This is a genomic window from Klebsiella quasivariicola, from assembly GCF_002269255.1.
Classification (GTDB): domain Bacteria; phylum Pseudomonadota; class Gammaproteobacteria; order Enterobacterales; family Enterobacteriaceae; genus Klebsiella; species Klebsiella quasivariicola.
This window is the reverse complement of the sequence record NZ_CP022823.1, coordinates 1,064,197-1,087,683: the sequence shown is the minus strand read 5'-3', so window position 1 is coordinate 1,087,683 and position 23,487 is coordinate 1,064,197. Positions and strand designations below refer to the sequence as shown.

Genomic DNA, 23,487 nt, shown 5'->3' with positions numbered 1-23,487 from the left:
TAGGGTAAAACGATGGAATAACCAGGACGGGAAAGTAGTATACCCGAACATGCGTGACGCCACAAACTTTCATTCTCCCCTCCCCTTCGTTCTTCAAGTTGCACCTGTGTTGCGACTCGAACAACTCGAAGAGGCAGGCTACATGGTGTTTCAACGACATAACGGAAAGAGAAAATAGACGCTTTTGGCGAAATGTTTTTGACGTAAATCAAGCGCTTGTTATTTATAAAATCACACAAATCGCGCTTGATCACGAAAACTCGTTAGAGATCAGTTTCCTGGCGTTTTACTTCCTGCCACACTTCTTCCATGGTATCGAGGTCGACGCCGGTCATTTCCAGGCCGCGGGCGGCGACAATGCGCTCGACTTCACGGAAGCGGCGCTCAAATTTAAGGTTCGCTTTCTGCAGCGCCACCTCGGCTTTAACGCCTAAATGGCGGGATAAATTAACCGTGGCAAACAGCAGATCGCCCACTTCCTCTTCCAGTTTTGCTTCATCCACCACCGCCTGCTGCGCCTCATGCATCACTTCATCAATTTCTTCATGCACTTTGTCGAGCACCGGTCCCAGCGAGGTCCAGTCGAAACCGACCGCCGAGCAGCGGCGCTGGATTTTATGCGCGCGCATCAGCGCCGGCAGGCTATGGGGAATATCGTCCAGTGCCGAATGCTGGGCTTTTTCCGCCCGCTCGGCGCTTTTGATTTGCTCCCAGCGCGCCAGGACTTCACTGCTGTTGCCTGCGGTAGCATCAGCGAAAATATGGGGATGGCGACGCTCCAGCTTGTCGCTGATGGCGGCGCAGATATCGTCAAAGTTAAAGCGTCCCTCTTCCTGCGCCATTTGCGCATAGAACACCACCTGGAACAGCAGATCGCCCAGCTCACCGCGCAGGTCATCAAAATCCTCTCGCGAAATGGCGTCCAGCACTTCATAGGTTTCTTCGAGGGTATACGGGGCAATGGTGGCGAAAGTCTGCTCTTTATCCCACGGGCAGCCGTTTTCCGGGTCGCGCAGGCGGCGCATGATGCCGAGCAAGCGGTCGATTTGGGTCATGTGAGGATCCTGGAAATGTAAAAAATAGTCGGCCGGATAAGGCGTTTCGACCTTATCCGACGTTGCGAAATTGCCGGATGGCGGCTTCGCCTTATCCGGCCTACAGACGAATTAACCGCCGTGCAGACGGCGCGCGTCGATCACATCCGGCACCTGGTTAAGCTTACCGAGCACCCGGCCCAGCACCTGCAGGTTGTAAATCTCGATGGTCATATCGATGGTTGCCAGCTGCTGACGGGTATCGCTGCGGCTGGCGACGCCCAGCACGTTCACCTTCTCATTGGCGAGGATAGTGGTGATATCGCGCAATAAACCGCTGCGATCGTTCGCCTCCACTCTGACCACCAGCGAGTAGCCTGCCGAGTAGCTTTCGCCCCATACCGCATCGACGATGCGCTCCGGGGCATGCGACTGCAGTTCAGCCAGCTGATCGCAGTCGGCGCGATGCACGGAAATCCCGCGCCCCTGGGTGATAAAGCCGACGATTTCGTCGCCCGGGATCGGCTGGCAGCAGCGGGCAATATGGTGCATCAGGTTGCCCACCCCTTCCACCACCACCCGGCCATTGTCCTTGGTGCGGCTCTGCGGCGCGTAGGTTTTCTGCTGCAGTTGCTTCAGCGCGGCCGCATCCTGCTCGGCGGCGCTCGGCTTGTTGAACTGCGCCTGCAGGAAATTGACCATTTGGTTGAGACGGATATCGCCGCCGCCGATGGCCGCCAGCAGTTCATCAAGCTCGTTGAAGTTATAGCGCGGCAGCAGGTGCTTTTCCGCATCCTTCAGGCTGATGCCCAGATGCTCCAGCTCGTCGTCGAGGATCTGCCGACCGGCGAGAATATTCTTGTCGCGGTCCTGTTTACGGAACCAGGCGTGGATCTTCGAGCGTCCGCGGCTGGTGGTTACGTAGCCGAGGTTAGGGTTCAGCCAGTCACGGCTCGGGTTCGGCTGCTTCTGGGTAATAATTTCGATCTGATCGCCCATCTGCAGCTGGTAGGTGAACGGCACGATGCGGCCGCCAATTTTGGCGCCAATGCAGCGATGCCCAACGTCGCTGTGAATATGGTAGGCAAAGTCGAGCGGCGTCGACCCTGCCGGCAGGTCCACCACGTCGCCTTTCGGCGTAAAGACATACACCCGGTCGTCGAAAACCTGGCTGCGCACTTCGTCGAGCATTTCGCCGGAGTCGGCCATCTCTTCCTGCCAGGCAATCAGCTTGCGCAGCCAGGCGATACGGTCCTCATAGCCGCGGCCACCGCCGGTGCCCGCTCCCGCGCCCTCTTTGTACTTCCAGTGCGCGGCCACGCCCAGCTCGGCATCTTCATGCATCTGCCGGGTGCGGATTTGAATCTCCACCGTCTTGCCGCTCGGCCCCAGCACCACGGTATGGATAGACTGGTAACCGTTAGGTTTCGGGTTGGCCACGTAGTCGTCGAACTCATCCGGCAGATGGCGGTAGTGGGTATGGACGATCCCCAGCGCGGCATAGCAATCCTGCAAACGCTCAGCCACAATACGCACCGCGCGAACGTCAAACAGTTCGTCGAAAGCGAGGTGTTTTTTCTGCATTTTGCGCCAGATGCTGTAGATGTGCTTCGGCCGGCCATAGACCTCCGCCTTGACCCCTTCGGCTTTCATCTCTGAACGCAGGTGGCCGACGAACTCGTCGATGTAATGCTCGCGGTCGATACGGCGTTCGTGGAGTAGTTTGGCGATGCGCTTATATTCCGCCGGGTGCAAATAGCGGAAGCAGTAGTCTTCCAGCTCCCACTTCAGCTGGCCAATACCTAAGCGGTTCGCCAGGGGGGCATAGATATTGGTGCACTCTTTCGCCGCCAGCACGCGCTCATCTTCCGGCGCATCCTTGACCTCGCGCAGATGCGCGATACGCTCAGCGAGTTTGATGACCACGCAGCGGAAATCGTCAACCATCGCCAGCAGCATGCGGCGAATATTATCCACCTGCTCGGAAGAGACCGAGTCGGTATGGGTGGCTTTCAGCTGGCGGATTGCGGCCATGTCCCGCACCCCGTGAATCAGGGTCACCACCGATTTCCCCACGGTATCCTGCATGACCTCTTCGCTGACGACTTCGCCGTCGGCCAGCGGGAACAGCAGCGCCGCGCGCAGCGTATCGATGTCCATACTCAGGGTGGACAGGATCTCCACCATTTCGACGCCCCGCCACAGCAGCAGGTCCGCCTGCGGGTGTCCTTGCGTTTTTTCGCGACAATAATCCCAGGTTTCGGCTAAGCGCTCACACGACTGCTGGCTGGAAATTCCCAGACTCGCGATCCATTTCTTCGGGTCAAATTCACCAGCTTTATTAAGATGTGCACTTCTTACCGCAACCATTGTCCTCTCCTTAAGGGACCGGCCTGCCGAAGTCGGCAAGCCTCAACTTTCTACATGTCATCCTGCAGGTCGCGTCAGCATTCATGGCCAGGGTGGCTCTTCTGCGACGTTGTGAATGACCTTATGTAAGCCTGCGCTCAAACAACACTATTGATTCCAGATGACCGGTATGCGGGAACATATCCAGCATCGCCAGGCGTTGAATCTGATATCCAGCCTGCAACAGGGTTTCGCTGTCTCGCGCCAGCGTCGCCGGGTTGCAGGAAACATACACCACCCGTCGCGGTGCCATTTTTATAATATGCGGCATTACGCCCGGCGCGCCGGCGCGGGCCGGGTCCAGCAGCACTTTATCAAAGCCGTGCTTCGCCCAGGCCTGACGGGTGACGTCTTCTTCCAGATTTTCATGGAAGAAGGTGACATTTGATAAACCATTGAGGGCGGCGTTTTCCCGCCCCTTTGCCACCAGCGCCGGGACCCCTTCCACCCCCACCACATGGGCGGCGCGGGTCGCCAGAGGCAGGGTAAAATTCCCCATCCCGCAGAACAGATCCAGGACCCGGTCTTCCGGCTGCAGATCCAGCCACTCCAGCGCAGTACGCACCATCTGCTGATTCACGCCGTCGTTGACCTGGATAAAATCCCGCGGACTGAACACTAAGCGTAGTCCGTCTGAGGTATACCATGGCGCTTCACCGTGAATATGTTCAAGTATCTCGCTTTGCGGCGCGAGGTACAGAGAAAGACCGTGAGTTTGCGAAAAGCGTTCCAGTTTTTCCCTGTCTGCCGCCGGCAGCACAGCGGTATGACGCAGCACCATCAGTGGGCCGTTATCCGCCTGCACCAGCTCGACGTGGCCGAGGTGGCGTAATGCGCTCAGCGCGCTTAAGCACTCGCGCACCGCGGGCAGCAATGCCTCAAGTTGGGGCACCAAAACAGGGCATTGCACCACATCGACGATCGCTTTGGCGTTAGCCTGGCGAAAACCCATCTGCAATTGTTGGGTCTTTGGCTGATAATTCAAGCTCAAGCGCGCGCGACGGCGGTAGCCCCACGGCGCGCCGGCGATGACGTCATCCACCTCGCGCTTCATCAGTCGCGCCAGCGCAGCGCGTTTACTTTGCTGCTGAAGCGAAACGCTGGCGTGCTGCTGTTGGCAGCCGCCGCAGACGCCAAAATGCGGGCAGCGCGGCGCCTGGCGCTCGGGGCTGTCGGTTAGACGGCGTTTTACCTCGGCGCGGGCGTACTGTTTTTTGTCTTCCACCAGCACCACCTCGGCCTGCTCCTGCGGCAGCACGCCGCCGACAAACAGCGCTTTTCCCTGGTGGCGGGCAACGCCCTGACCAAAGGGATCGAGGTCATTGACTGTAACGGTTATGATCTGGCGCGTCGTCACACGCCGTTTTGCAGAGTAGAATTGCGCCATCGTAGAGAGTTGTCTCAATCAAATAAAACGAGCTCGTTCAGAGCGACAGCGCCGCGAGGCGCACCGACGCGCACCGAACGATGATGTCTATATTCTCCCATAATGGAACCGCATGACCAACTACAGCCTGCGTGCTCGCATGATGATTCTGATTCTGGCGCCAACCGTCCTGATAGGGCTGTTGCTCAGTATTTTCTTTGTTGCTCATCGTTACAACGACCTGCAACGCCAGCTGGAGGACGCCGGCGCCAGTATTATCGAACCACTGGCGGTCTCCAGCGAATATGGCATGAATTTGCAAAACCGCGAATCCATCGGCCAGCTGATCAGCGTTCTGCATCGTCGTCACTCGGAGATCGTGCGGGCCATCTCGGTGTACGATTCGCATAACCGCTTATTTGTCACCTCCAATTACCATCTGAATCCCAGCGAACTCCAGATCCCGAAAGGCGAGGCGTTCCCCCGTCATCTCAGCGTCATCCGCGATGGCGACATGATGATCCTGCGCACGCCGATCGTCTCGGAAAGCTATTCGCCGGATGAATCCCCCGAATCTGACGCCAAAATGCCGGGCAATATGCTGGGCTATGTCGCACTAGAGCTGGATCTGAAATCGGTCCGTCTCCAGCAGTACAAAGAAATTTTCATCTCCAGTGTGATGATGCTGTTCTGCATCGGCATCGCGCTGATCTTCGGCTGGCGCCTGATGCGCGACGTCACCGGCCCTATCCGCAATATGGTCAATACCGTTGACCGCATCCGCCGCGGACAGCTGGACAGCCGCGTCGAGGGCTTTATGCTCGGCGAACTGGATATGCTGAAAAATGGCATTAACTCGATGGCCATGTCGCTGGCGGCCTACCATGAAGAGATGCAGCACAACGTCGACCAGGCGACCTCCGATCTGCGGGAAACGCTTGAGCAGATGGAGATCCAGAACGTCGAGCTGGACCTCGCGAAAAAGCGCGCCCAGGAGGCGGCGCGCATTAAATCGGAGTTCCTGGCCAATATGTCCCACGAACTGCGTACTCCGCTCAACGGGGTGATTGGCTTTACCCGTCTGACGCTGAAAACCGATCTCAATGCCACACAGCGCGACCACCTGACCACCATCGAACGTTCGGCCAACAATCTGCTGGCGATCATCAACGATGTGCTCGACTTTTCCAAACTGGAGGCCGGGAAGCTGATCCTGGAGAGCATTCCGTTCCTGCTGCGCACCTCGCTTGATGAAGTGGTCACCCTGCTGGCGCATTCCGCACACGATAAGGGGCTGGAGCTAACGCTGAACATTAAGAACAATGTGCCGGATAACGTCATCGGCGATCCGCTGCGTCTGCAGCAGATTGTGACCAACCTGGTGGGCAACGCCATCAAATTTACCGAGCACGGCAATATCGACGTGCTGGTGGAGCAGCGGGCCATCAGTAACTCGCGGGTGCAGATCGAAATTCAGATCCACGATACCGGTATCGGTATCCCCGAGCGCGACCAGTCCCGCCTGTTCCAGGCCTTCCGTCAGGCCGATGCCAGCATTTCACGCCGCCACGGCGGCACCGGACTTGGGCTGGTGATCACCCAGCGTCTGGTCAAAGAGATGGGCGGCGATATCTCATTCCACAGCCAGCCAAACCGTGGTTCCACCTTCTGGTTCCATATCAGCCTCGATCTCAACCCGAACGCCATTCCGGATATGCTGAACACCGACGGGCTGGCGGGCAAGCGTCTGGCCTATGTGGAGGCCAACGCGACGGCGGCCCAGTGTACGCTGGAAATGCTGGCCGCCACGCCGCTGGAGGTGGTTTATAGCCCTACCTTCTCCTCGCTGGCGGAAGCGCAGTACGACATTTTGCTGGTCGGTATTCCGGTCTCAATGCGCGATTTATCGCCGCACCGGGAAAAATTAGTCAAAGCCTGCGCGATGTCTGACAACGTGCTGCTCGCTCTGCCATGTCATGCCCAGGTCAGCGCGGAAGCCCTGAAGCGCGATGGCGTCGCCGCCTGCCTGTTGAAACCACTCACCACCACCCGTCTGCTACCAGCGCTGGTGGCCACCAATCATGCGCCCGCTTCCGCACCGTTGACGCAGGCCGACAGCCATAAGCTGCCGATGACCGTCATGGCCGTGGACGATAATCCGGCTAACCTGAAGCTAATTGGCGCCCTGCTGGACGACCTCGTGCAGCAGGTGATCCTCTGCGACAGCGGCCAGCAGGCCGTGGACCAGGCCAAGCGGCTGCAGATGGATCTGATCCTGATGGATATTCAGATGCCGGATATGGACGGCATCCGCGCCTGCGAGCTGATTCATCATCTGTCGCATCATCAGCAAACCCCGGTTATTGCAGTCACCGCGCACGCTCTGGAGGGCCAGCGCGAGAAGTTACTGAGCGCCGGCATGAACGATTATCTGGCGAAGCCGATTGAAGAAGAGAAACTGCACGCACTGCTGCTGCGCTATCAGCCCGGCCTGCATAACGTCATCCCGGCGACGCTACCGCCTGCCGAGCCGGTTATCGACCATAACCAGACGCTCGACTGGCAACTGGCGCTGCGTCAGGCGGCCATGAAGCCGGATCTGGCGCGGGAGATGCTGCAGATGCTGATCGCCTTTATGCCGGAGGTGCGAAATAAAGTAGAAGAGCAGCTGGTTGGCGAACAGCCGGAAGGTCTGGTGGATCTGATCCACAAACTGCACGGCAGTTGCAGCTATAGCGGCGTGCCGCGGCTGAAAAAGCTGTGCCACACTCTGGAGAGTCAGCTGCGGTCGGGCACCGCCGCCGAGGATCTGGAGCCGGAGCTGCTTGAGCTGTTAGATGAGATGGATAATGTAGCTCGCGAAGCGTGCCGAATGGGTGTGTAAACCCCGGATAGCGGCGCTACGCGCCTCATCCGGGCTACGCCCTACGGTCCGGTACTCGGTTGGTAGCCCCGGTAAGCGCAAGCGCCACCGGGGACGGTTCCCAGATCGCAGTGTTACGGTCCTGTACTCGGTTGGTAGCCCCGGTAAGCGTAAGCGCACCGGGGACGGTTCCCGGATCGCGGTGCTACGGTCCGGTACTCGGTTGGTAGCCCCGGTAAGCGCAAGCGCCACCGGGGACGGTTCCCGGATCGCAGTGTTACGGTCCGGTACTCGGTTGGTAGCCCCGGTAAGCGTAAGCGCCACCGGGGACGGTTCCCGGATCGCAGTGTTACGGTCCGGTACTCGGTTGGTAGCCCCGGTAAGCGCAAGCGCCACCGGGGACGGTTCCCGGATCGCGGTGCTACGGTCCGGTACTCGGCTGGTAGCCGCGATAAGCGTAAGCGCCACCGGGGACGGTTCCCGGATCGCGGTGTTACGGTCCGGAACTCGGCTGGTAGCCCCGGTAAGCGTAAGCGCCACCGGGGACGGTTCCCGGATCGCGGTGCTACGCACCTTATCCGGACTACAAATACCACTGCGCCAGCCGGGTTACCGCTTACCGCCTATCTGCAAAACCGCGGCGACGTTACGTGCCGTCATCCGCAGGTTGGCGGCGGCATTGGCCAGCGCTTCATCGAGGGTACAAAGGGTATACAACACGCTAAATACCGCATCCAGCCCGTGCTGATGCACGACGCCAACATCGGCGGTAAGGCTGCCGGCAATCCCGATCACCGGAACATTAAAACGCTTCGCCACCTTCGCCACCCCCACCGGCACCTTGCCGTGGATCGTCTGGCTATCGATACGCCCTTCGCCGGTGATCACTAAATCAGCATCCGCTACCCGCGCGGCCAGCTGCAACGCATCGGCGACGATCTCAATACCCGGGCGCAGCTGAGCACCGCAAAAGGCGTACAGCGCAGCCCCCATGCCCCCCGCCGCGCCGCCGCCCTCAAGGCCCAGCACGTCGATATCCAAATCACGGGCGATGATCCGGGCATAATGCTGTAGACCGCTGTCGAGGCGGTCGATCATCTGCGTCGTCGCCCCTTTTTGCGGGCCGAACACCGCGCTGGCCCCCTGCGGGCCGGTCAACGGGTTGGTGACATCGCAGGCGACGTCAATCTGGCAATCTGTCAGCCGCGGATCGAGTTCGCTAAGGTCGATACGCGCCAGCGTCTCCAGCGCGCCGCCTCCGGAGGCGATTTGCTGCCCGTCAGCGGTCAACAGTTTCGCTCCCAGCGCCTGCACCATGCCAGCGCCGCCGTCATTCGTGGCGCTGCCGCCGATGCCAATAATGATCTGTCTTACCCCGGCGTCCAGCGCATGGCGGATCAGCTCCCCGGTGCCCCAGGAAGTAGTCAGCAACGGGTTGCGCTGCGCCGGGGGAACGCTCTCCAGCCCGCTGGCTGCCGCCATTTCGATAAAGGCGCACTGGCGATCGCCGGACAGCCCATAAAATGCCTCAACCGGCTTACCCAGCGGCCCGGTAACCGTCAGCGGAACCTGATGCCCGCCGGTCGCCGCCACCATGGCTTCCACCGTTCCTTCACCACCGTCGGCAACCGGCAGCTTGACGTATTCCGCGTCAGGATAAATCTCGCGAAAGCCTTGTTCTATGGCACTGGCCACTTCCAGCGCGCTCAGGCTCTCCTTCCAGGAATCCGGTGCGATCACTATCTTCATGTGCAGTCCTTACTCTGAGCTAACCCCTGGTGCTGTCGCGCAATGCCGGCCCCCGCAGAGGCCGGCGGCCATTTAGCGCACCATGCAGGGACGCTTGTTGTCAAAGGTCCAGCCCGGGATCAGGTACTGCATCGCCATCGCATCGTCGCGGGCGCCAAGACCATGTTTCTTATATAGCTCATTTGCCTGCATTACGCGGTCCATATCCAGCTCAACCCCCAGGCCCGGCGTGCTCGGAACCTGCACCATACCGCCTTTGATTTCAAAAGGCTGTTTGGTCAGACGCTGGTTACCCTCCTGCCAGATCCAGTGGGTATCGATAGCGGTGATCTTGCCCGGCGCCGCTGCCGCGACGTGGGTGAACATTGCCAGCGACACGTCGAAGTGGTTATTGGAGTGTGAGCCCCAGGTCAGGCCGAACTCATGGCACATCTGCGCCACACGCACCGACCCCTGCATGGTCCAGAAATGCGGGTCCGCCAGCGGGATATCCACCGACTGCAGGGATAAGGTATGACCCATCTGCCGCCAGTCGGTGGCGATCATATTGGTCGCGGTCGGCAGGCCTGTCGCGCGACGGAACTCAGCCATCACTTCACGCCCGGAGAACCCCTGTTCAGCGCCGCACGGATCCTCCGCATAGGCCAGCACGCCTTTGAGCTGTTTACCAATCTGAATGGCTTCCTCCAGCAACCAGGCGCCGTTCGGGTCGAGGGTCACGCGGGCATTCGGGAAGCGCTTCGCCAGGGCGCTGATCGCCTCTGCTTCTTCAAAACCCGCCAGCACGCCGCCCTTCAGCTTAAAGTCATTGAAGCCGTATTTTTCATACGCCGCTTCCGCGAGGCGGACCACCGCATCCGGCGTCATCGCCTCTTCATGGCGCAGGCGATACCACTCACACTGCTCGTCCGGCTGGCTCTGGTAGGCCAGTGGCGTCGCGTGGCGATTACCGATAAAGAACAGATAGCCCAGCATTTCGACTTCGCTGCGCTGCTGGCCATCACCGAGCAGCGAGGCGACATTGACGCCAAGGTGCTGGCCCAGCAGGTCCAGCAGCGCGGCTTCAATCCCGGTTACCACGTGAATGGTGGTACGCAGGTCAAAGGTCTGCAGGCCGCGGCCGCCGGCGTCGCGGTCGGCAAACTGGTTGCGTACCGCGCCGAGCACGTTTTTATACTCACCCAGCGTTTTACCCACCACCAGCGGAATCGCGTCTTCCAGCGTCTGGCGAATTTTTTCGCCTCCCGGAATTTCACCGACGCCGGTATGGCCGGCGTTATCTTTGATAATTACGATATTGCGGGTGAAGTACGGCGCGTGCGCCCCGCTCAGGTTCATCAGCATGCTGTCATGGCCGGCAACCGGGATCACCTGCATAGCGGTGACAACAGGCGTTGAAGTAAAAGTCGTCATAGCATCATCCTTTTTTAATTAGTGACGGCCGAAAACGGGACGTTTGCGGTCGAAAGTCCAGCCGGGGATCAGGTACTGCATCGGGCCCGCGTCGTTGCGCGCGCCGCCCGGCAGCGCTTTATAGGCCTCATGGGCTTTACGCACCTGCTCCCAGTCAAGTTCCACGCCGAGTCCCGGCGCGTCGGGTACGGCGATATTACCGTTCACAATCTGCAGCGGATTTTTGGTCAGGCGCGCGTCGCCCTCCTGCCAGATCCAGTGGGTATCAATGGCGGTGGGGTTACCCGGCGCGGCAGCGCCGACATGGGTAAACATCGCCAGGGAAATATCAAAGTGGTTGTTGGAATGGCAGCCCCAGGTCAGCCCCCAGTCATCGCACAGCTGCGCGACCCGTACCGCCCCGGAGAGCGTCCAGAAGTGCGGGTCCGCCAGCGGGATATCGACGGCGTTGAGCATCACCGCATGGCCCATTTCGCGCCAGTTGGTGGCGATCATATTGGTGGCGACCGGCAGCCCGGTGGCGCGGCGGAACTCGGCCATCACTTCCCGACCGGAAAATCCCTGCTCGGCGCCGCACGGATCTTCGGCGTAAGTCAAAACATCCTGCAACCCTTTGCACAGCGCGATGGCCTCATCCAGCAACCAGGCGCCGTTAGGGTCGACGGTGATACGCGCGTCCGGAAAGCGCTTTTTCAGCGCCCGGGCGGTATCGATCTCCTGCTCGCCGGGCAGCACGCCGCCCTTGAGCTTAAAATCTTTGAAGCCATAGCGATCCTGCGCGGCTTCCGCCAGACGCACCACCGCCTCGCTGCTCAGCGCCTGCTGATGGCGCAGGCGGTACCATTCATGATCGCCCGGCGTGTGGTCCAGATAGCCAAGGTCGGTTTTCTGTCGATCGCCAATATAGAACAGATAGCCCAGCACGGTGACGGCATCACGCTGCTTACCCGGCCCCAGCAGCTCGCAGACCGGCACCTTCAGCACCTGGCCGAGCAGGTCGAGCAGCGCCGCTTCCAGCGCCGCCACGGCGTTAACCTTCAGTTCGAAGGTCCACGCCCCTTTGCCAAAGGTGTCGAAATCCGCCGCCTGATTGCCTTTGTGCACCTGCTGCACCACGCGATTGAGTCGGGCAACTTCCTGCCCCACCACCTGCGGGATCGCCGCCAGCAGCGTCTGGTAAATAACCTCTCCGCCGGGGGCTTCGCCAACGCCGGTGTGACCGGCGTTATCGGTCAATACCACGATATTGCGGGTAAACCAGGCGTTATGGGCCCCACCGATGTTCAGCAGCATACTGTCCTGGCCGGCCACCGGAATGACCTTCATCTCAGTAATAATCGGGCTGGATTGGGTAGTCATGATTAACGTTCCGCTACAGGTTTCAGTTCGATACGCTTGATATCGCCCACCAGCACCAGGTAGCTCAGTACTGCCACCAGGGCATGAATGCCGACGTAAATCAGCGCGCCGTTGAACGAGCCGGTGGTGCCAACGATATAGCCGATGGCGATCGGGGTGACGATACCGGAGATATTGCCAAACATGTTGAACAGACCGCCGGACAGGCCGCTAATCTCTTTCGGCGCGGTATCCGCCATCACCGCCCAGCCGAGCGCGCCGATGCCTTTACCAAAGAAGGCCATCGCCATAAAGCCGATGATCATCCATTCCACATTCACGTAATTACACATCAGCATGGTCATGGACAACAGCATGCCCAGCACGATCGGCGTTTTGCGCGCAATATTCAGCGAGCCGGTACGGCGCATTAACCAGTCGGAAATGACCCCCCCCAACACCCCGCCGACAAAACCGCACACTGCCGGAATGGATGCGACAAAGCCCGCTTTGAGGATCGACATGCCGCGCGCCTGCACCAGGTAAACCGGGAACCAGGTGATAAAGAAGTAGGTTAAGGCGTTGATACAGTACTGACCGATATAGATCCCAACCATCATCCGCGATCCGATCAGTTGCTTGATCTGACCCATTTTGACGCTGAACGGTACTTTCTGCGCGCTACCTTTTTGATCCATGTTGATCAGCGCCCCGCCCTGGGCAATATATTCCAGCTCCTTCTTGTTCACGCCCGGATGGTTGTTCGGATCGTGGATCACCTTCAACCACACCAGGCTAATCACAATCCCCAGCCCGCCCATAAAGAAGAAGACGTGTGACCAGCCCACCTCATGCGTCAGCCAGCCCATGATCGGGGCGAAGATAACGGTGGCAAAGTACTGAGCGGAGTTAAAAATCGATACCGCCGTTCCCCTCTCCTGTGCCGGGAACCAGGCGGCGACGATCCGACTGTTGCCGGGGAATGACGGCGATTCGGCAAGGCCGACGAGGAAGCGCAGGGTAAACAGCGCAACGATAATGCCAAAGCCGCTAAAGATGTCGACGAAGCCCTGCAGCAGAGTAAACACCGACCAGATGAAGATCGACCAGAAATAGACGCGCTTGGAGCCGAAGCGGTCAAGCAACCACCCGCCCGGGATCTGGCCGATGACATAAGCCCATGAGAAGGCAGAGAACACATAACCCATGCCAACAGGATCGAGGCCAATATCTTTGGCCATTTCCGAACCGGCGATCGACAGCGTCGCCCGGTCGCCATAGTTAAAAGAGGTGACGATAAACAGCATCACCACTATCCAGTAGCGGGCGTTGGTGCGCTTTTCAGCCGCCGTCGCCGCCTGACTTAATGAACTCATTGTTGTACTCCTGAATCATAGCGTTTAGCTACGTTCATTCTGAACAGCACAACCTGTAGGGTAATCAGAATGACGTGGTCGTGTTTTGATAGTTGTCGTTATATCTGGCACTGCATTTATCACTGGCTGGAGCAGTATATGAAGAGGCACTTCGCGGCTCACCGTGCATCTACACAGCTTTTTTGCCGCCATAGCAGGCGGTTTATGGCGTATGCCTGAAAGAATGGGGGGAAGTTCACGGAAATGAAAAACCAGCGCCGCCTGCGGCCAAAAGCGCGGTAAAAAGGGCCGGAGTGTGAAATGCCTCTCTTGACCCGGTGAAACTGGCTGGCTTAGCCCATGATATTGCTAGGGATATTGTGGCGTTTGCCTAAAGGCGTGGTGCGCGGAAAGCGCTACAATTTCTGCGTCTGCGTATCTGGCCGCGACGTGTGGAAAGGGCGCCCTCTGCGTAGGGAGAGGGCAGCGCTTTTATTCAAGCAGGGTGGCCCACTGCTCAACCCATGGATTGGAAACGCCTTCCGGCTCCGGATCTTCGCTGGCGTCAATCTGCAGCATCTCGCCGATGCGTTTCGCGCCCTGCTCCTGCAGCAGTTGATCGAACTTCAGGCCACCGCCGCAAAAGTTAGCATAGGTGCTGTCGCCCAGCGCGATAATGCCGTAGCGCAGATGGGGTTGATACATATCTTTGATCCCCTCATACAGGGGAACGATGCTGTCCGGCAGGTCGCCCTGCCCGGTCGTGGAGGTGACCACCAGCACATATTTCCCCGTATAAGATTCCCAGTCTTTCACTTCCGGGTCTTCAAATACTGTCGCTTTATGCCCCAGCCCGCTCAGAATGGTTTCTGCTTCTTCCGCGACCAGCAGCGAGTTGCCATACATGGTGCCGACAAAAATTCCGACTTCCGCCATGCTATTATCTCCCTGGATTGACCTTATTCTCTTCATCCTGACCGCAGTCGTCGGCAAACTCAACCCTTTCATTTAGCGGGAGAAGCCCGCGCCAGCCAAACTGCGACAGCGCGCGCATCCAGACATCGTCAAAACCGGCGCGCAACGTCAGCGGCTCGCCGGTAAAAGGGTGGGTTAACGACAGTTCGCTGGCGTGCAGCATCAGGCGGTGACAGCCGAAATGTTCCGCGGCGCTGCGGTTTTGCCGCAGATCGCCGTGCTTGCTGTCGCCGAGGATCGGGTGCCGCAGGTGGGCCAGATGGCGGCGCAGCTGGTGCTTGCGGCCGGTTTTCGGCTCCAGTTCCACCAGCCCGTAGCGCGTGGTGGGATAACGCCCGGTCGCCACCGGCATCTCCACCGTCGCCAGGCCACGGTAGTGGGTCACCGCCGGCTGCGGATCTTTGTTCTCACGAGCAAATTTATCGGCGATTTTATCCAGCTCTTCCACCAGCGGGTAATCCAGCAGCGCTTCTTCCATCAACCAGCCGCGGACGATCGCATGGTAGCGCTTCTGGATCTGGTGCTGTTCAAACTGCTGCGCCAGCAGGCGGCCCGCCTCGCTCGACAGCCCCATCAGCAGCACGCCGGAGGTGGGCCGGTCGAGGCGGTGAGCGGTAAAAACGTGCTGGCCAATCTGGTCGCGCACAGTCTGCATCACCACCACTTTCTCGTCGCGATCGAGCCAGCTGCGATGGACCAGCCAGCCCGACGGTTTGTTGACCGCCACCAGCCAGTCGTCCTGGTAGATAATCTCCAGCATCAGGCCTGCTCACCGGCAAACAGCGCATCTAACAGCAGAAGTTCTGCCAGCATGGATTCGCGAACCGGGTGCGCCTGATCCAGCGCCATCTCGTAATAAGGCGCAACGGCAAAATTTTGCGGCAATGGCTGACCGCTCTCCAGCAGCTGGTGCATACGCGGGATCAGGACCCACTGCAGCCACTCCAGCGGCTCCAGGGTATCCAGGCAAAACGGCTTATCGCTGGCGAAGGCGCTGTTGTCCGGCGCCGTCTCCTGCCAGTGCTCTGTTTCGCGCAGCAGGGCTTCAATGGCGCGCAGACGATCGCGCACGCTATCGTGAAGAGTCATGGGGAAAACCTCGATGAGTTAAAAACCGCGCGCAGGATAGCAAATCCGCAGGAGAAATAAAAAAAGGGAGCACTGTATAAACAGTGCTCCCGGTTCGTTTTGCAGCAGTCCCGCTACATTGGTGCTCCCTGCTCGTCCTTGAAAACTTTTCCTAAGGTCTCCTGACCACGTTCATCCTTAAACAAGTGCATCCTGCTTTCACACCACCCCGATGCGAAATGACTTATCCTTAAGTTTGTCCCGATCTTCCTGATCCACCGTTCATCCTGAGCGGCTCTCTTTCTCCATCCTGGAGGTGTCCATTACGCGATCCTGCGTTATCCTTGCTTCATCCTGAAGCCTGTCCTTGCAACGCCATCCTGGCGGGTCCTGCAGAAGCGCCATCATCCTGATGTTCGCTTCATTTCGCGACTCCCTGTCGACAGACATAGGATCACTGATTCTGCCTCGTCTTACAACCCTTCTTGAGACAATCTCTTAAGATTAGTCCCCACTCAAAAGGACGAAAAAATTAAGATCTAATTCAATACCAATAACTTACTAAAAAAAGGGTGGATTAAATTTGCCTTAAATGATGACGATCTCTTACAGGTTTTGTAAGAGATCTCTCACAAATGACTAAGCAGACTGGCTTACAGAACCGGCTCAAGCTGGTTGAGGAAACTCGCAAGCGAGGGAGAAAGGGTAATGCGTTTGGCGGTGCCGAGGGTCTCTTTGATCACCTCGCCGCTGAGATTACAGACGGAAATCACATCCAGTTCACTCTCGAGGGTCGCGATAAACAGCGTCGGCGCCAGCTTCAGCCGCTTCTGTACCACCAGGTGCCCGATTAAGTTTTCCTGCACCCGCTGGAAATCCTCTTCACTCCAGGTCTGCAACAGCGTCAGCGTTTCGCCGGCAAACCGGCCGGTCATATCGCCGGCAAACTGAGTGGTATAATAAGAATGAAGCGGCTGTTGTACCACAATATCCAGGGCGCGTTCAACTGCGCTGATATTTTGCGCCAGCGTAAACGGCTGCGGCTGCCAGAAAACAGCCTCAGCCTCGGTATCGACGACGCAAGGCGACGGGATGCCGTAAAGCTCTTCGCTGCGCGGCAGACTGTTACGCTGCTGTTGCCAGGCGGCGCAATAACGTTGGGTAAAAGCGCGTAGCGCTTCTGCGGTCTGATGGTCCACCGGTTTCTCTCTTCACGTTAGACAGGATACACTGGGAAGATAGTGTACCCGCTTTACTATGGTGAAACATGTCTTCTTACGATAATCATCAGGCGCTCGCCGGCCTGACGCTCGGTAAATCAACCGATTACCGCGATACCTATGACGCCTCGCTGTTGCAGGGCGTCCCGCGTAGCCTCAATCGCGACCCGCTGGGCCTGCATGCCGATAACCTGCCCTTTCACGGCGCCGATATCTGGACGCTGTACGAACTCTCCTGGCTCAACGCCAAAGGTCTGCCGCAGGTGGCCGTCGGCCACGTCGAGCTGCCTGATACCAGCGTTAATCTGGTGGAGTCGAAAAGCTTTAAGCTCTATCTCAACAGCTTTAACCAGACCCGTTTCGCCAGCTGGCAGGACGTTGCAGAGACGCTGACTCGCGATCTGAGCGCCTGCGCGCAGGGTGAAGTCAAGGTGTCGCTGTATCGACTGGATGAACTGGAAGGCCAGCCGATCGCCCATCTGCACGGCACCTGCATCGACGATCAGGATATCGAGATCGATAACTATCAGTTCAGCGCCGACTACCTGCAGGGCGCCGCCAGCGGCAAAATCGTGGAAGAGACGCTGGTCAGCCACCTGCTGAAATCCAATTGTCTTATCACCCATCAGCCGGACTGGGGCTCGGTGCAGATCCAGTATCGAGGGGCAAAAATCGACCGCGAGCAGCTGCTGCGCTATCTGGTCTCATTCCGCCACCATAACGAATTCCATGAGCAGTGCGTCGAACGCATCTTTAACGATATTCTTCGTTTCTGCCAGCCGGAATCGCTTTCCGTTTACGCGCGCTACACGCGACGCGGCGGGCTGGATATTAACCCCTGGCGCAGCAACGGCGACTTTTCCCCTGCCACCGGCCGCCTCGCCCGACAATAATAAACAATTTCACAATTTGCGTGCGTTTAGACGCGCGCAAGGTTGTGGAAACGCGGTTCACAGGGCTATTGTAATCTCAGGAAGACGATAAGCGTCCTGTAAGGAGTTCACTTGATTACACATGTTAGCCCGCTTGGTTCAATGGATATGCTGTCGCAGCTGGAAGTGGATATGCTTAAGCGCACCGCCAGCAGTGACCTGTATCAACTCTTTCGCAACTGCTCGCTTGCGGTGCTCAACTCGGGGAGCCTGACCGATAACAGCAAGGAGCTGCTCTCCCGTTTTGAAAATTTCGATATTAACGTGCTGCGTCGCGAACGCGGCGTGAAGCTGGAACTGATCAACCCGCCGGAGGAGGCCTTCGTTGACGGGCGCATCATCCGTTCCCTGCAGGCCAACCTGTTCGCCGTGCTGCGCGATATCCTGTTCGTTTACGGCCAGATCCACAATACGGTTCGCTTCCCGAACCTCGATCTGGAAAGCTCGGTCCATATTACCAACCTGGTATTCTCGATCCTGCGCAACGCCCGCGCGCTGCACGTCGGCGAAGCGCCGAACATGATCGTCTGCTGGGGCGGCCACTCGATCAACGAGAACGAGTACCTCTACGCCCGCCGTGTCGGTACGCAGCTGGGTCTGCGGGAACTGAACATCTGCACCGGCTGCGGGCCTGGCGCGATGGAAGCGCCGATGAAAGGCGCCGCCGTTGGCCATGCGCAGCAGCGCTACAAAGACAGCCGCTTTATCGGCATGACCGAGCCGTCCATTATCGCCGCGGAACCGCCAAACCCGCTGGTCAATGAGCTGATCATCATGCCGGATATCGAAAAGCGTCTGGAAGCCTTCGTGCGCATCGCCCACGGGATCATTATCTTCCCGGGCGGCGTCGGCACCGCCGAAGAGCTGCTCTATCTGCTGGGCATTCTGATGCATCCGGAGAATAAAGCGCAGGTGCTGCCGCTGATCCTCACCGGACCGAAAGAGAGTGCCGACTATTTCCGCGTACTGGACGAGTTTATCACCCATACTCTGGGCGAATCCGCTCGTCGCCACTACCGGATCATCATCGACGATCCGGCGGAAGTGGCGCGGCAGATGAAAAAAGCGATGCCGCTGGTGAAAGAGAGCCGTCGCGAGACCGATGACGCCTACAGCTTCAACTGGTCGATTCGCATTTCGCCGGACCTGCAGATGCCGTTTGATCCGACCCACGAGAACATGGCCAATCTCAAACTCTCTCCGGACCAGCCGGTGGAAGTGCTGGCCGCCGACCTGCGTCGCGCCTTCTCCGGCATTGTCGCGGGGAACGTCAAAGAGGTGGGTATCCAGGCCATTGAGCAGTACGGTCCTTACAAACTCCACGGCGATCCGGAGATGATGCGCCGTATGGACGATCTGCTGCAGGGCTTCGTCGCCCAGCACCGCATGAAGCTCCCGGGCGGCACCGCCTATATTCCCTGCTACGAAATCATCGCCTGATCTTCTGCTTTCCCGCCGGGGCATCGCCTGATGTCTGCCCCGGCGGGCCCTCCTCCTCTGGCTTCCAGAACGCGCCAAAAAGCTTTCTGTTACCCATCAAATACCTGGAATTTTTTTACATAGCCAAACGTTTGCGTTTGTAAAAACTGCGACAATTATCACTGTAAAAAATGGTTTTAAGCGCAAAAACGTCGACTGCTTCTCTTTTTTACAGTAAATCCCTCGTTATTACGCCGCTACGCTTTTATCTCATATGCTGCAAATGGTAGCCTGCGCGCCACAAATCGCTGGCTGATCACCAAAAACAGGCTGTTGGACTAAAAATACGCACATTGAAAGTGGATTATTGCATTTGAGATCGCGATCACTGATGCATAAACCATATAAATGTATCTTTCCGGCCCAATTATTACGGAGAAAATTTCTAAAAAGACCGTAATTAAACGAATTTCGTGTTACGCAATTGTATTTATTCATTAGATTTTGTTGATTCCTCCAGGAGATACAGATGGAAACCACTCAAACCAGCACCATCGTTTCGGGCGAAACCCGCAGCGGATGGCGTAAAACCGACACCATGTGGATGCTGGGCCTGTACGGTACAGCGATTGGCGCGGGCGTCTTGTTCCTGCCGATCAACGCCGGCGTCGGCGGCATGATCCCCCTGATTATCATGGCGATTCTGGCCTTCCCGATGACCTTCTTCGCTCACCGCGGCATGACCCGTTTCGTCCTCTCCGGGAAAAACCCGGGCGAAGACATCACCGAAGTGGTGGAAGAACACTTCGGCGTGGGCGCAGGTAAGCTGATTACCCTGCTCTACTTCTTCGCTATCTACCCGATCCTGCTGGTTTACAGCGTGGCGATCACTAACACCGTCGAAACCTTCATGGCGCATCAGCTGCACATGACGCCGCCGCCGCGCGCCATTCTGTCGTTGATCCTGATCGTCGGCATGATGACCATCGTGCGTTTCGGTGAGCAGATGATTGTGAAAGCGATGAGCGTGCTGGTGTTCCCGTTCGTTATCGCGCTGATGGTGCTGGCTCTGTATCTGATCCCGCAGTGGAACGGCGCGGCGCTGGAGACGCTCTCCCTGAGCGGCGCTTCCGTTACCGGCAACGGCCTGCTGATGACCCTGTGGCTGGCGATCCCGGTGATGGTCTTCTCCTTCAACCACTCGCCGATCATCTCTTCCTTCGCGGTAGCCAAACGTGAAGAGTACGGCGAAGGCGCTGAGAAGAAATGCTCCAGCATCCTCGCTCGCGCGCACATCATGATGGTGCTGACCGTGATGTTCTTCGTCTTCAGCTGCGTCCTGAGCCTCTCTCCGGCTGACCTCGCCGCAGCGAAAGAACAGAACATCTCGATTCTGTCTTACCTGGCAAACCACTTTAACGCGCCGGTTATCGCCTGGATGGCACCGATCATCGCGATGATCGCCATCACTAAATCCTTCCTCGGCCACTATCTGGGTGCCCGCGAAGGCTTTAACGGCATGGTGATTAAATCCCTGCGCAGTAAAGGCAAATCGATTGAAATCAACAAACTGAACAAGCTGACCGCGCTGTTCATGCTGATCACCACCTGGATTGTGGCAACCCTGAACCCGAGCATCCTCGGGATGATCGAGACACTGGGCGGCCCGATTATCGCGATGATCCTGTTCCTGATGCCGATGTACGCGATTCAGAAAGTGCCGGCGATGCGTAAATACAGCGGCCATATCAGCAACGTCTTCGTGGTGATTATGGGCCTGATTGCCATCTCCGCGATTTTCTACTCGCTGTTCAGCTAATTCATTCAACGCCTCCCCCCGCGCCGCTTTACGGCGGCGCGCTTTCCGACAGCACGGGAATACATATGATCAGCGTATTCGATATCTTTAAAATCGGCATTGGCCCTTCCAGCTCCCATACCGTTGGACCGATGAAAGCGGGCAAACAATTCACTGACGACCTGATCGCGCGCGGCCTGCTGGCCGACGTCAGCAAAGTCGTCGTCGACGTCTACGGCTCCCTCTCCCTGACCGGTAAAGGCCACCATACCGATATCGCGATTATCATGGGACTCGCCGGCAACCTGCCGGATACCGTCGACATCGACGCCATTCCGGGCTTTATTCAGGACGTTAATACCCATGGCCGCCTGATGCTGGCCAACGGTCAGCACGAAGTGGACTTCCCGGTGGATCAGTGCATGAATTTCCATGCCGACAATCTGTCGCTGCATGAGAATGGCATGCGCATCACCGCCCTGGCCGGCGACAAAGTGCTCTACAGCCAGACGTATTACTCTATCGGCGGCGGCTTTATCGTCGATGAGGAGCACTTTGGCCAGACTACCGAGGCGCCGGTTGCCGTTCCTTACCCTTACAAAAACGCCGCCGACCTGCAGCGTCACTGCCGTGAAACCGGGCTGTCGCTCTCCGGCCTGATGATGCAGAACGAACTGGCGCTGCACAGCAAAGAAGCCCTTGAGCAACACTTCGCCGCAGTATGGGAAGTGATGAGCGCCGGTATTGAGCGCGGCATCACCACCGAAGGGGTCCTGCCGGGCAAACTCCGCGTCCCGCGCCGCGCCGCCGCGCTGCGCCGCATGCTGGTGAGCCAGGACACCACCAACAGCGATCCCATGGCGGTGGTCGACTGGATCAATATGTTCGCCCTGGCGGTGAATGAAGAGAACGCCGCCGGTGGCCGGGTGGTAACCGCGCCGACCAACGGCGCCTGCGGTATCGTGCCGGCGGTGCTGGCCTACTACGACAAGTTTATCCGCAAGGTGAACAGCAACTCCCTGGCCCGCTATATGCTGGTCGCCAGCGCCATCGGTTCGCTGTATAAGATGAACGCCTCCATCTCCGGTGCCGAAGTCGGCTGCCAGGGTGAAGTGGGTGTCGCCTGCTCGATGGCGGCAGCCGGTCTGGCGGAACTGCTGGGCGGTAGCCCGGGTCAGGTGTGCATCGCGGCAGAGATCGCCATGGAGCATAACCTCGGCCTGACCTGCGACCCGGTTGCCGGCCAGGTGCAGGTGCCCTGCATCGAACGCAACGCTATCGCCGCCGTGAAAGCGGTCAACGCCGCACGAATGGCGCTGCGCCGGACCAGCGAGCCGCGCGTCTGCCTCGATAAAGTGATCGAGACCATGTACGAAACCGGTAAAGACATGAACGCCAAGTACCGGGAAACCTCTCGCGGTGGCCTGGCGATGAAGATCGTCGCCTGCGATTAATCCTCGTACCCGGCACGCCTCGGCGTGTCGGGTCATCGCCCTGAACCACCACTTTGGTTATATCAATAAAATTTTAGTTATTTAATGGTTATAAGCGCTGTTTGTTACCTTACGCAAAACGCTAAGGAGAACAGACAATGTCCAACCGATTCCGCCCCGCCTGGCTGCTGGTCCTCGCCGCCCTCTCTACCTCTGCGCTGGCCAAAGCGCCGGAAACCGTCAACATCGGCTATCAAAAGGCGAATATCTTCGCGCTGCTGAAGTATCGCGGCACCCTGGATGAGAGCCTGAAAAAACAGGGCATTGCCGTACGCTGGGTCGAATTCCCCGCCGGGCCGCAAATGCTGGAGGGGCTGAACGTCGGTAGTATCGATCTGGCCGCCACCGGCGATGCGCCTCCGGCCTTTGCCCAGGCGGCGCAAGCCGATCTGGTCTACCTTGCCCATTCCCCCGCCAACCCGAAAACGGAAGCGATTGTGGTGCCTGAACAGTCGGCAATCCGCAGCGTGGCCGACCTGAAAGGCAAGCGCGTGGGATTGAACAAGGGGTCTGACGTCAACTACCTGCTGGTTGCCGCACTGGAAAAAGCGGGCCTCAGCTATAAAGACATCACCCCGGTCTACCTGCCGCCGGCGGACGCCCGCGCCGCGTTCCAGCGCGGGGCGATTGATGCATGGGTGATCTGGGATCCGTTCCTCGCAGAAGTGGAAACCAACGCGAAAGCCCGGCAGATCCGCAATGCCGAGGGGCTGGTGCCGCACTACACCTTCTATCTCGCCAGCCGTAAGTTTGCGGATACTTATCCGGAGACAGCAAAGCAGGTGGTGGATGAGCTGGGTAAACTCAGCGCGTGGGCGAACAGCCATCAGGACGAAGCCGCCGGGCTGCTGTCAACCTCAACCGGGCTGGATAAAGCCATCTGGCTGAAGACCCTGGCCCGCCTGCCCTATGGTGCCGAACGCATGACGCCGGCGGTGTATAACGAACAGCAGGCGCTGGCGGATACCTTTACGCGCATCGGCCTGCTGCCGGTAAAAGTCGACGTGCGCAGCGCCACCTGGTCGCTGGATAAACCTTAATTTTCCCGGCGGCGG

General features: G+C 58.4%; 17 protein-coding genes. 6 read left to right on the top strand and 11 right to left on the bottom strand.

What is annotated here, in order from left to right:
- Positions 1-263: 263 nt before the first annotated feature.
- From mazG to rlmD, 3 genes are all read right to left on the bottom strand, one after another.
- A complete protein-coding gene (gene mazG / locus B8P98_RS05465) occupies positions 264-1,055 on the bottom strand; it encodes a nucleoside triphosphate pyrophosphohydrolase (protein WP_025713720.1) in 792 nt (263 codons plus the stop codon).
- 111 nt (positions 1,056-1,166) lie between these two features.
- Complete coding sequence (gene relA, locus B8P98_RS05460) at positions 1,167-3,404, bottom strand: GTP diphosphokinase (RefSeq protein WP_025713719.1); 2,238 nt, start codon at positions 3,402-3,404, stop codon at positions 1,167-1,169.
- Positions 3,405-3,525: 121 nt separating this feature from the next.
- Positions 3,526-4,830 carry a 23S rRNA (uracil(1939)-C(5))-methyltransferase RlmD gene (gene rlmD / locus B8P98_RS05455; RefSeq protein ID WP_080897098.1) on the bottom strand — a complete coding sequence of 435 codons (1,305 nt, stop codon included), beginning with the start codon at positions 4,828-4,830 and terminating at the stop codon, positions 3,526-3,528.
- Between the two features lie 112 nt (positions 4,831-4,942).
- Here rlmD and barA point away from each other — a divergent pair, with 112 nt between their 5' ends.
- A complete protein-coding gene (barA, locus tag B8P98_RS05450) occupies positions 4,943-7,693 on the top strand; it encodes a two-component sensor histidine kinase BarA (protein ID WP_025713717.1) in 2,751 nt (916 codons plus the stop codon).
- 588 nt (positions 7,694-8,281) lie between these two features.
- On the opposite strand, the gene B8P98_RS05440 is transcribed toward barA, so the two are convergent.
- The 8 genes from B8P98_RS05440 to syd form a co-directional block, all read right to left on the bottom strand.
- Positions 8,282-9,421, bottom strand: a complete 1,140-nt coding sequence (locus tag B8P98_RS05440; RefSeq protein WP_025713716.1) for a glycerate kinase — start codon at positions 9,419-9,421, stop codon at positions 8,282-8,284.
- Between the two features lie 72 nt (positions 9,422-9,493).
- Positions 9,494-10,834, bottom strand: coding sequence for a glucarate dehydratase (gene gudD / locus B8P98_RS05435; RefSeq protein ID WP_025713715.1), 1,341 nt, complete (start codon positions 10,832-10,834; stop codon positions 9,494-9,496).
- Between the two features lie 18 nt (positions 10,835-10,852).
- Positions 10,853-12,193, bottom strand: a complete 1,341-nt coding sequence (locus tag B8P98_RS05430; RefSeq protein WP_025713714.1) for an enolase C-terminal domain-like protein — start codon at positions 12,191-12,193, stop codon at positions 10,853-10,855.
- A 2-nt stretch (positions 12,194-12,195) separates the two neighbouring features.
- Entirely contained in the window at positions 12,196-13,548 is a 1,353-nt protein-coding gene (locus B8P98_RS05425) for an MFS transporter (protein WP_025713713.1), read from the bottom strand.
- Positions 13,549-14,019: 471 nt separating this feature from the next.
- A complete protein-coding gene (locus B8P98_RS05420; RefSeq protein WP_025713712.1) occupies positions 14,020-14,463 on the bottom strand; it encodes a flavodoxin in 444 nt (147 codons plus the stop codon).
- Positions 14,464-14,467: 4 nt separating this feature from the next.
- Complete coding sequence (gene truC / locus B8P98_RS05415) at positions 14,468-15,262, bottom strand: tRNA pseudouridine(65) synthase TruC (RefSeq protein WP_025713711.1); 795 nt, start codon at positions 15,260-15,262, stop codon at positions 14,468-14,470.
- Positions 15,262-15,591 (bottom strand): YqcC family protein, encoded by a 330-nt coding sequence (locus B8P98_RS05410; protein ID WP_025713710.1) that lies wholly within the window; start codon positions 15,589-15,591, stop codon positions 15,262-15,264. The genes truC and B8P98_RS05410 overlap by 1 nt, the downstream gene beginning before the upstream one ends.
- A gap of 632 nt (positions 15,592-16,223) precedes the next feature.
- Positions 16,224-16,769 (bottom strand): SecY-interacting protein, encoded by a 546-nt coding sequence (syd, locus tag B8P98_RS05405; RefSeq protein WP_025713709.1) that lies wholly within the window; start codon positions 16,767-16,769, stop codon positions 16,224-16,226.
- 68 nt (positions 16,770-16,837) lie between these two features.
- On the opposite strand from syd, the gene queF reads away from it, so the two are divergent.
- From queF to B8P98_RS05380, 5 genes are all read left to right on the top strand, one after another.
- The gene (gene queF, locus B8P98_RS05400; protein ID WP_025713708.1) at positions 16,838-17,683 is read left to right on the top strand and encodes an NADPH-dependent 7-cyano-7-deazaguanine reductase QueF; all 846 of its coding nucleotides are present in this window, start codon (positions 16,838-16,840) and stop codon (positions 17,681-17,683) included.
- Between the two features lie 111 nt (positions 17,684-17,794).
- Positions 17,795-19,162 (top strand): nucleotide 5'-monophosphate nucleosidase PpnN, encoded by a 1,368-nt coding sequence (ppnN, locus tag B8P98_RS05395; RefSeq protein WP_008806258.1) that lies wholly within the window; start codon positions 17,795-17,797, stop codon positions 19,160-19,162.
- Positions 19,163-19,670: 508 nt separating this feature from the next.
- Entirely contained in the window at positions 19,671-20,960 is a 1,290-nt protein-coding gene (locus B8P98_RS05390; RefSeq protein ID WP_025713707.1) for an HAAAP family serine/threonine permease, read from the top strand.
- A 65-nt stretch (positions 20,961-21,025) separates the two neighbouring features.
- Entirely contained in the window at positions 21,026-22,393 is a 1,368-nt protein-coding gene (locus B8P98_RS05385) for an L-serine ammonia-lyase (RefSeq protein WP_025714652.1), read from the top strand.
- 137 nt (positions 22,394-22,530) lie between these two features.
- Positions 22,531-23,472, top strand: a complete 942-nt coding sequence (locus tag B8P98_RS05380) for an aliphatic sulfonate ABC transporter substrate-binding protein (protein WP_025714653.1) — start codon at positions 22,531-22,533, stop codon at positions 23,470-23,472.
- The last annotated feature ends 15 nt before the right edge of the window (positions 23,473-23,487 follow it).

What these genes read in the sequence shown, in the direction of transcription:
- mazG (WP_025713720.1), bottom strand. Translation starts at nt 1,055, where the DNA reads ATGACCCAAATCGACCGCTTGCTCGGCATCATGCGCCGCCTGCGCGAC.
- relA (WP_025713719.1), bottom strand. Translation starts at nt 3,404, where the DNA reads ATGGTTGCGGTAAGAAGTGCACATCTTAATAAAGCTGGTGAATTTGAC.
- rlmD (WP_080897098.1), bottom strand. Translation starts at nt 4,830, where the DNA reads ATGGCGCAATTCTACTCTGCAAAACGGCGTGTGACGACGCGCCAGATC.
- barA (WP_025713717.1), top strand. Translation starts at nt 4,943, where the DNA reads ATGACCAACTACAGCCTGCGTGCTCGCATGATGATTCTGATTCTGGCG.
- B8P98_RS05440 (WP_025713716.1), bottom strand. Translation starts at nt 9,421, where the DNA reads ATGAAGATAGTGATCGCACCGGATTCCTGGAAGGAGAGCCTGAGCGCG.
- gudD (WP_025713715.1), bottom strand. Translation starts at nt 10,834, where the DNA reads ATGACGACTTTTACTTCAACGCCTGTTGTCACCGCTATGCAGGTGATC.
- B8P98_RS05430 (WP_025713714.1), bottom strand. Translation starts at nt 12,193, where the DNA reads ATGACTACCCAATCCAGCCCGATTATTACTGAGATGAAGGTCATTCCG.
- B8P98_RS05425 (WP_025713713.1), bottom strand. Translation starts at nt 13,548, where the DNA reads ATGAGTTCATTAAGTCAGGCGGCGACGGCGGCTGAAAAGCGCACCAAC.
- B8P98_RS05420 (WP_025713712.1), bottom strand. Translation starts at nt 14,463, where the DNA reads ATGGCGGAAGTCGGAATTTTTGTCGGCACCATGTATGGCAACTCGCTG.
- truC (WP_025713711.1), bottom strand. Translation starts at nt 15,262, where the DNA reads ATGCTGGAGATTATCTACCAGGACGACTGGCTGGTGGCGGTCAACAAA.
- B8P98_RS05410 (WP_025713710.1), bottom strand. Translation starts at nt 15,591, where the DNA reads ATGACTCTTCACGATAGCGTGCGCGATCGTCTGCGCGCCATTGAAGCC.
- queF (WP_025713708.1), top strand. Translation starts at nt 16,838, where the DNA reads ATGTCTTCTTACGATAATCATCAGGCGCTCGCCGGCCTGACGCTCGGT.
- B8P98_RS05390 (WP_025713707.1), top strand. Translation starts at nt 19,671, where the DNA reads ATGGAAACCACTCAAACCAGCACCATCGTTTCGGGCGAAACCCGCAGC.
- B8P98_RS05385 (WP_025714652.1), top strand. Translation starts at nt 21,026, where the DNA reads ATGATCAGCGTATTCGATATCTTTAAAATCGGCATTGGCCCTTCCAGC.
- B8P98_RS05380 (WP_025714653.1), top strand. Translation starts at nt 22,531, where the DNA reads ATGTCCAACCGATTCCGCCCCGCCTGGCTGCTGGTCCTCGCCGCCCTC.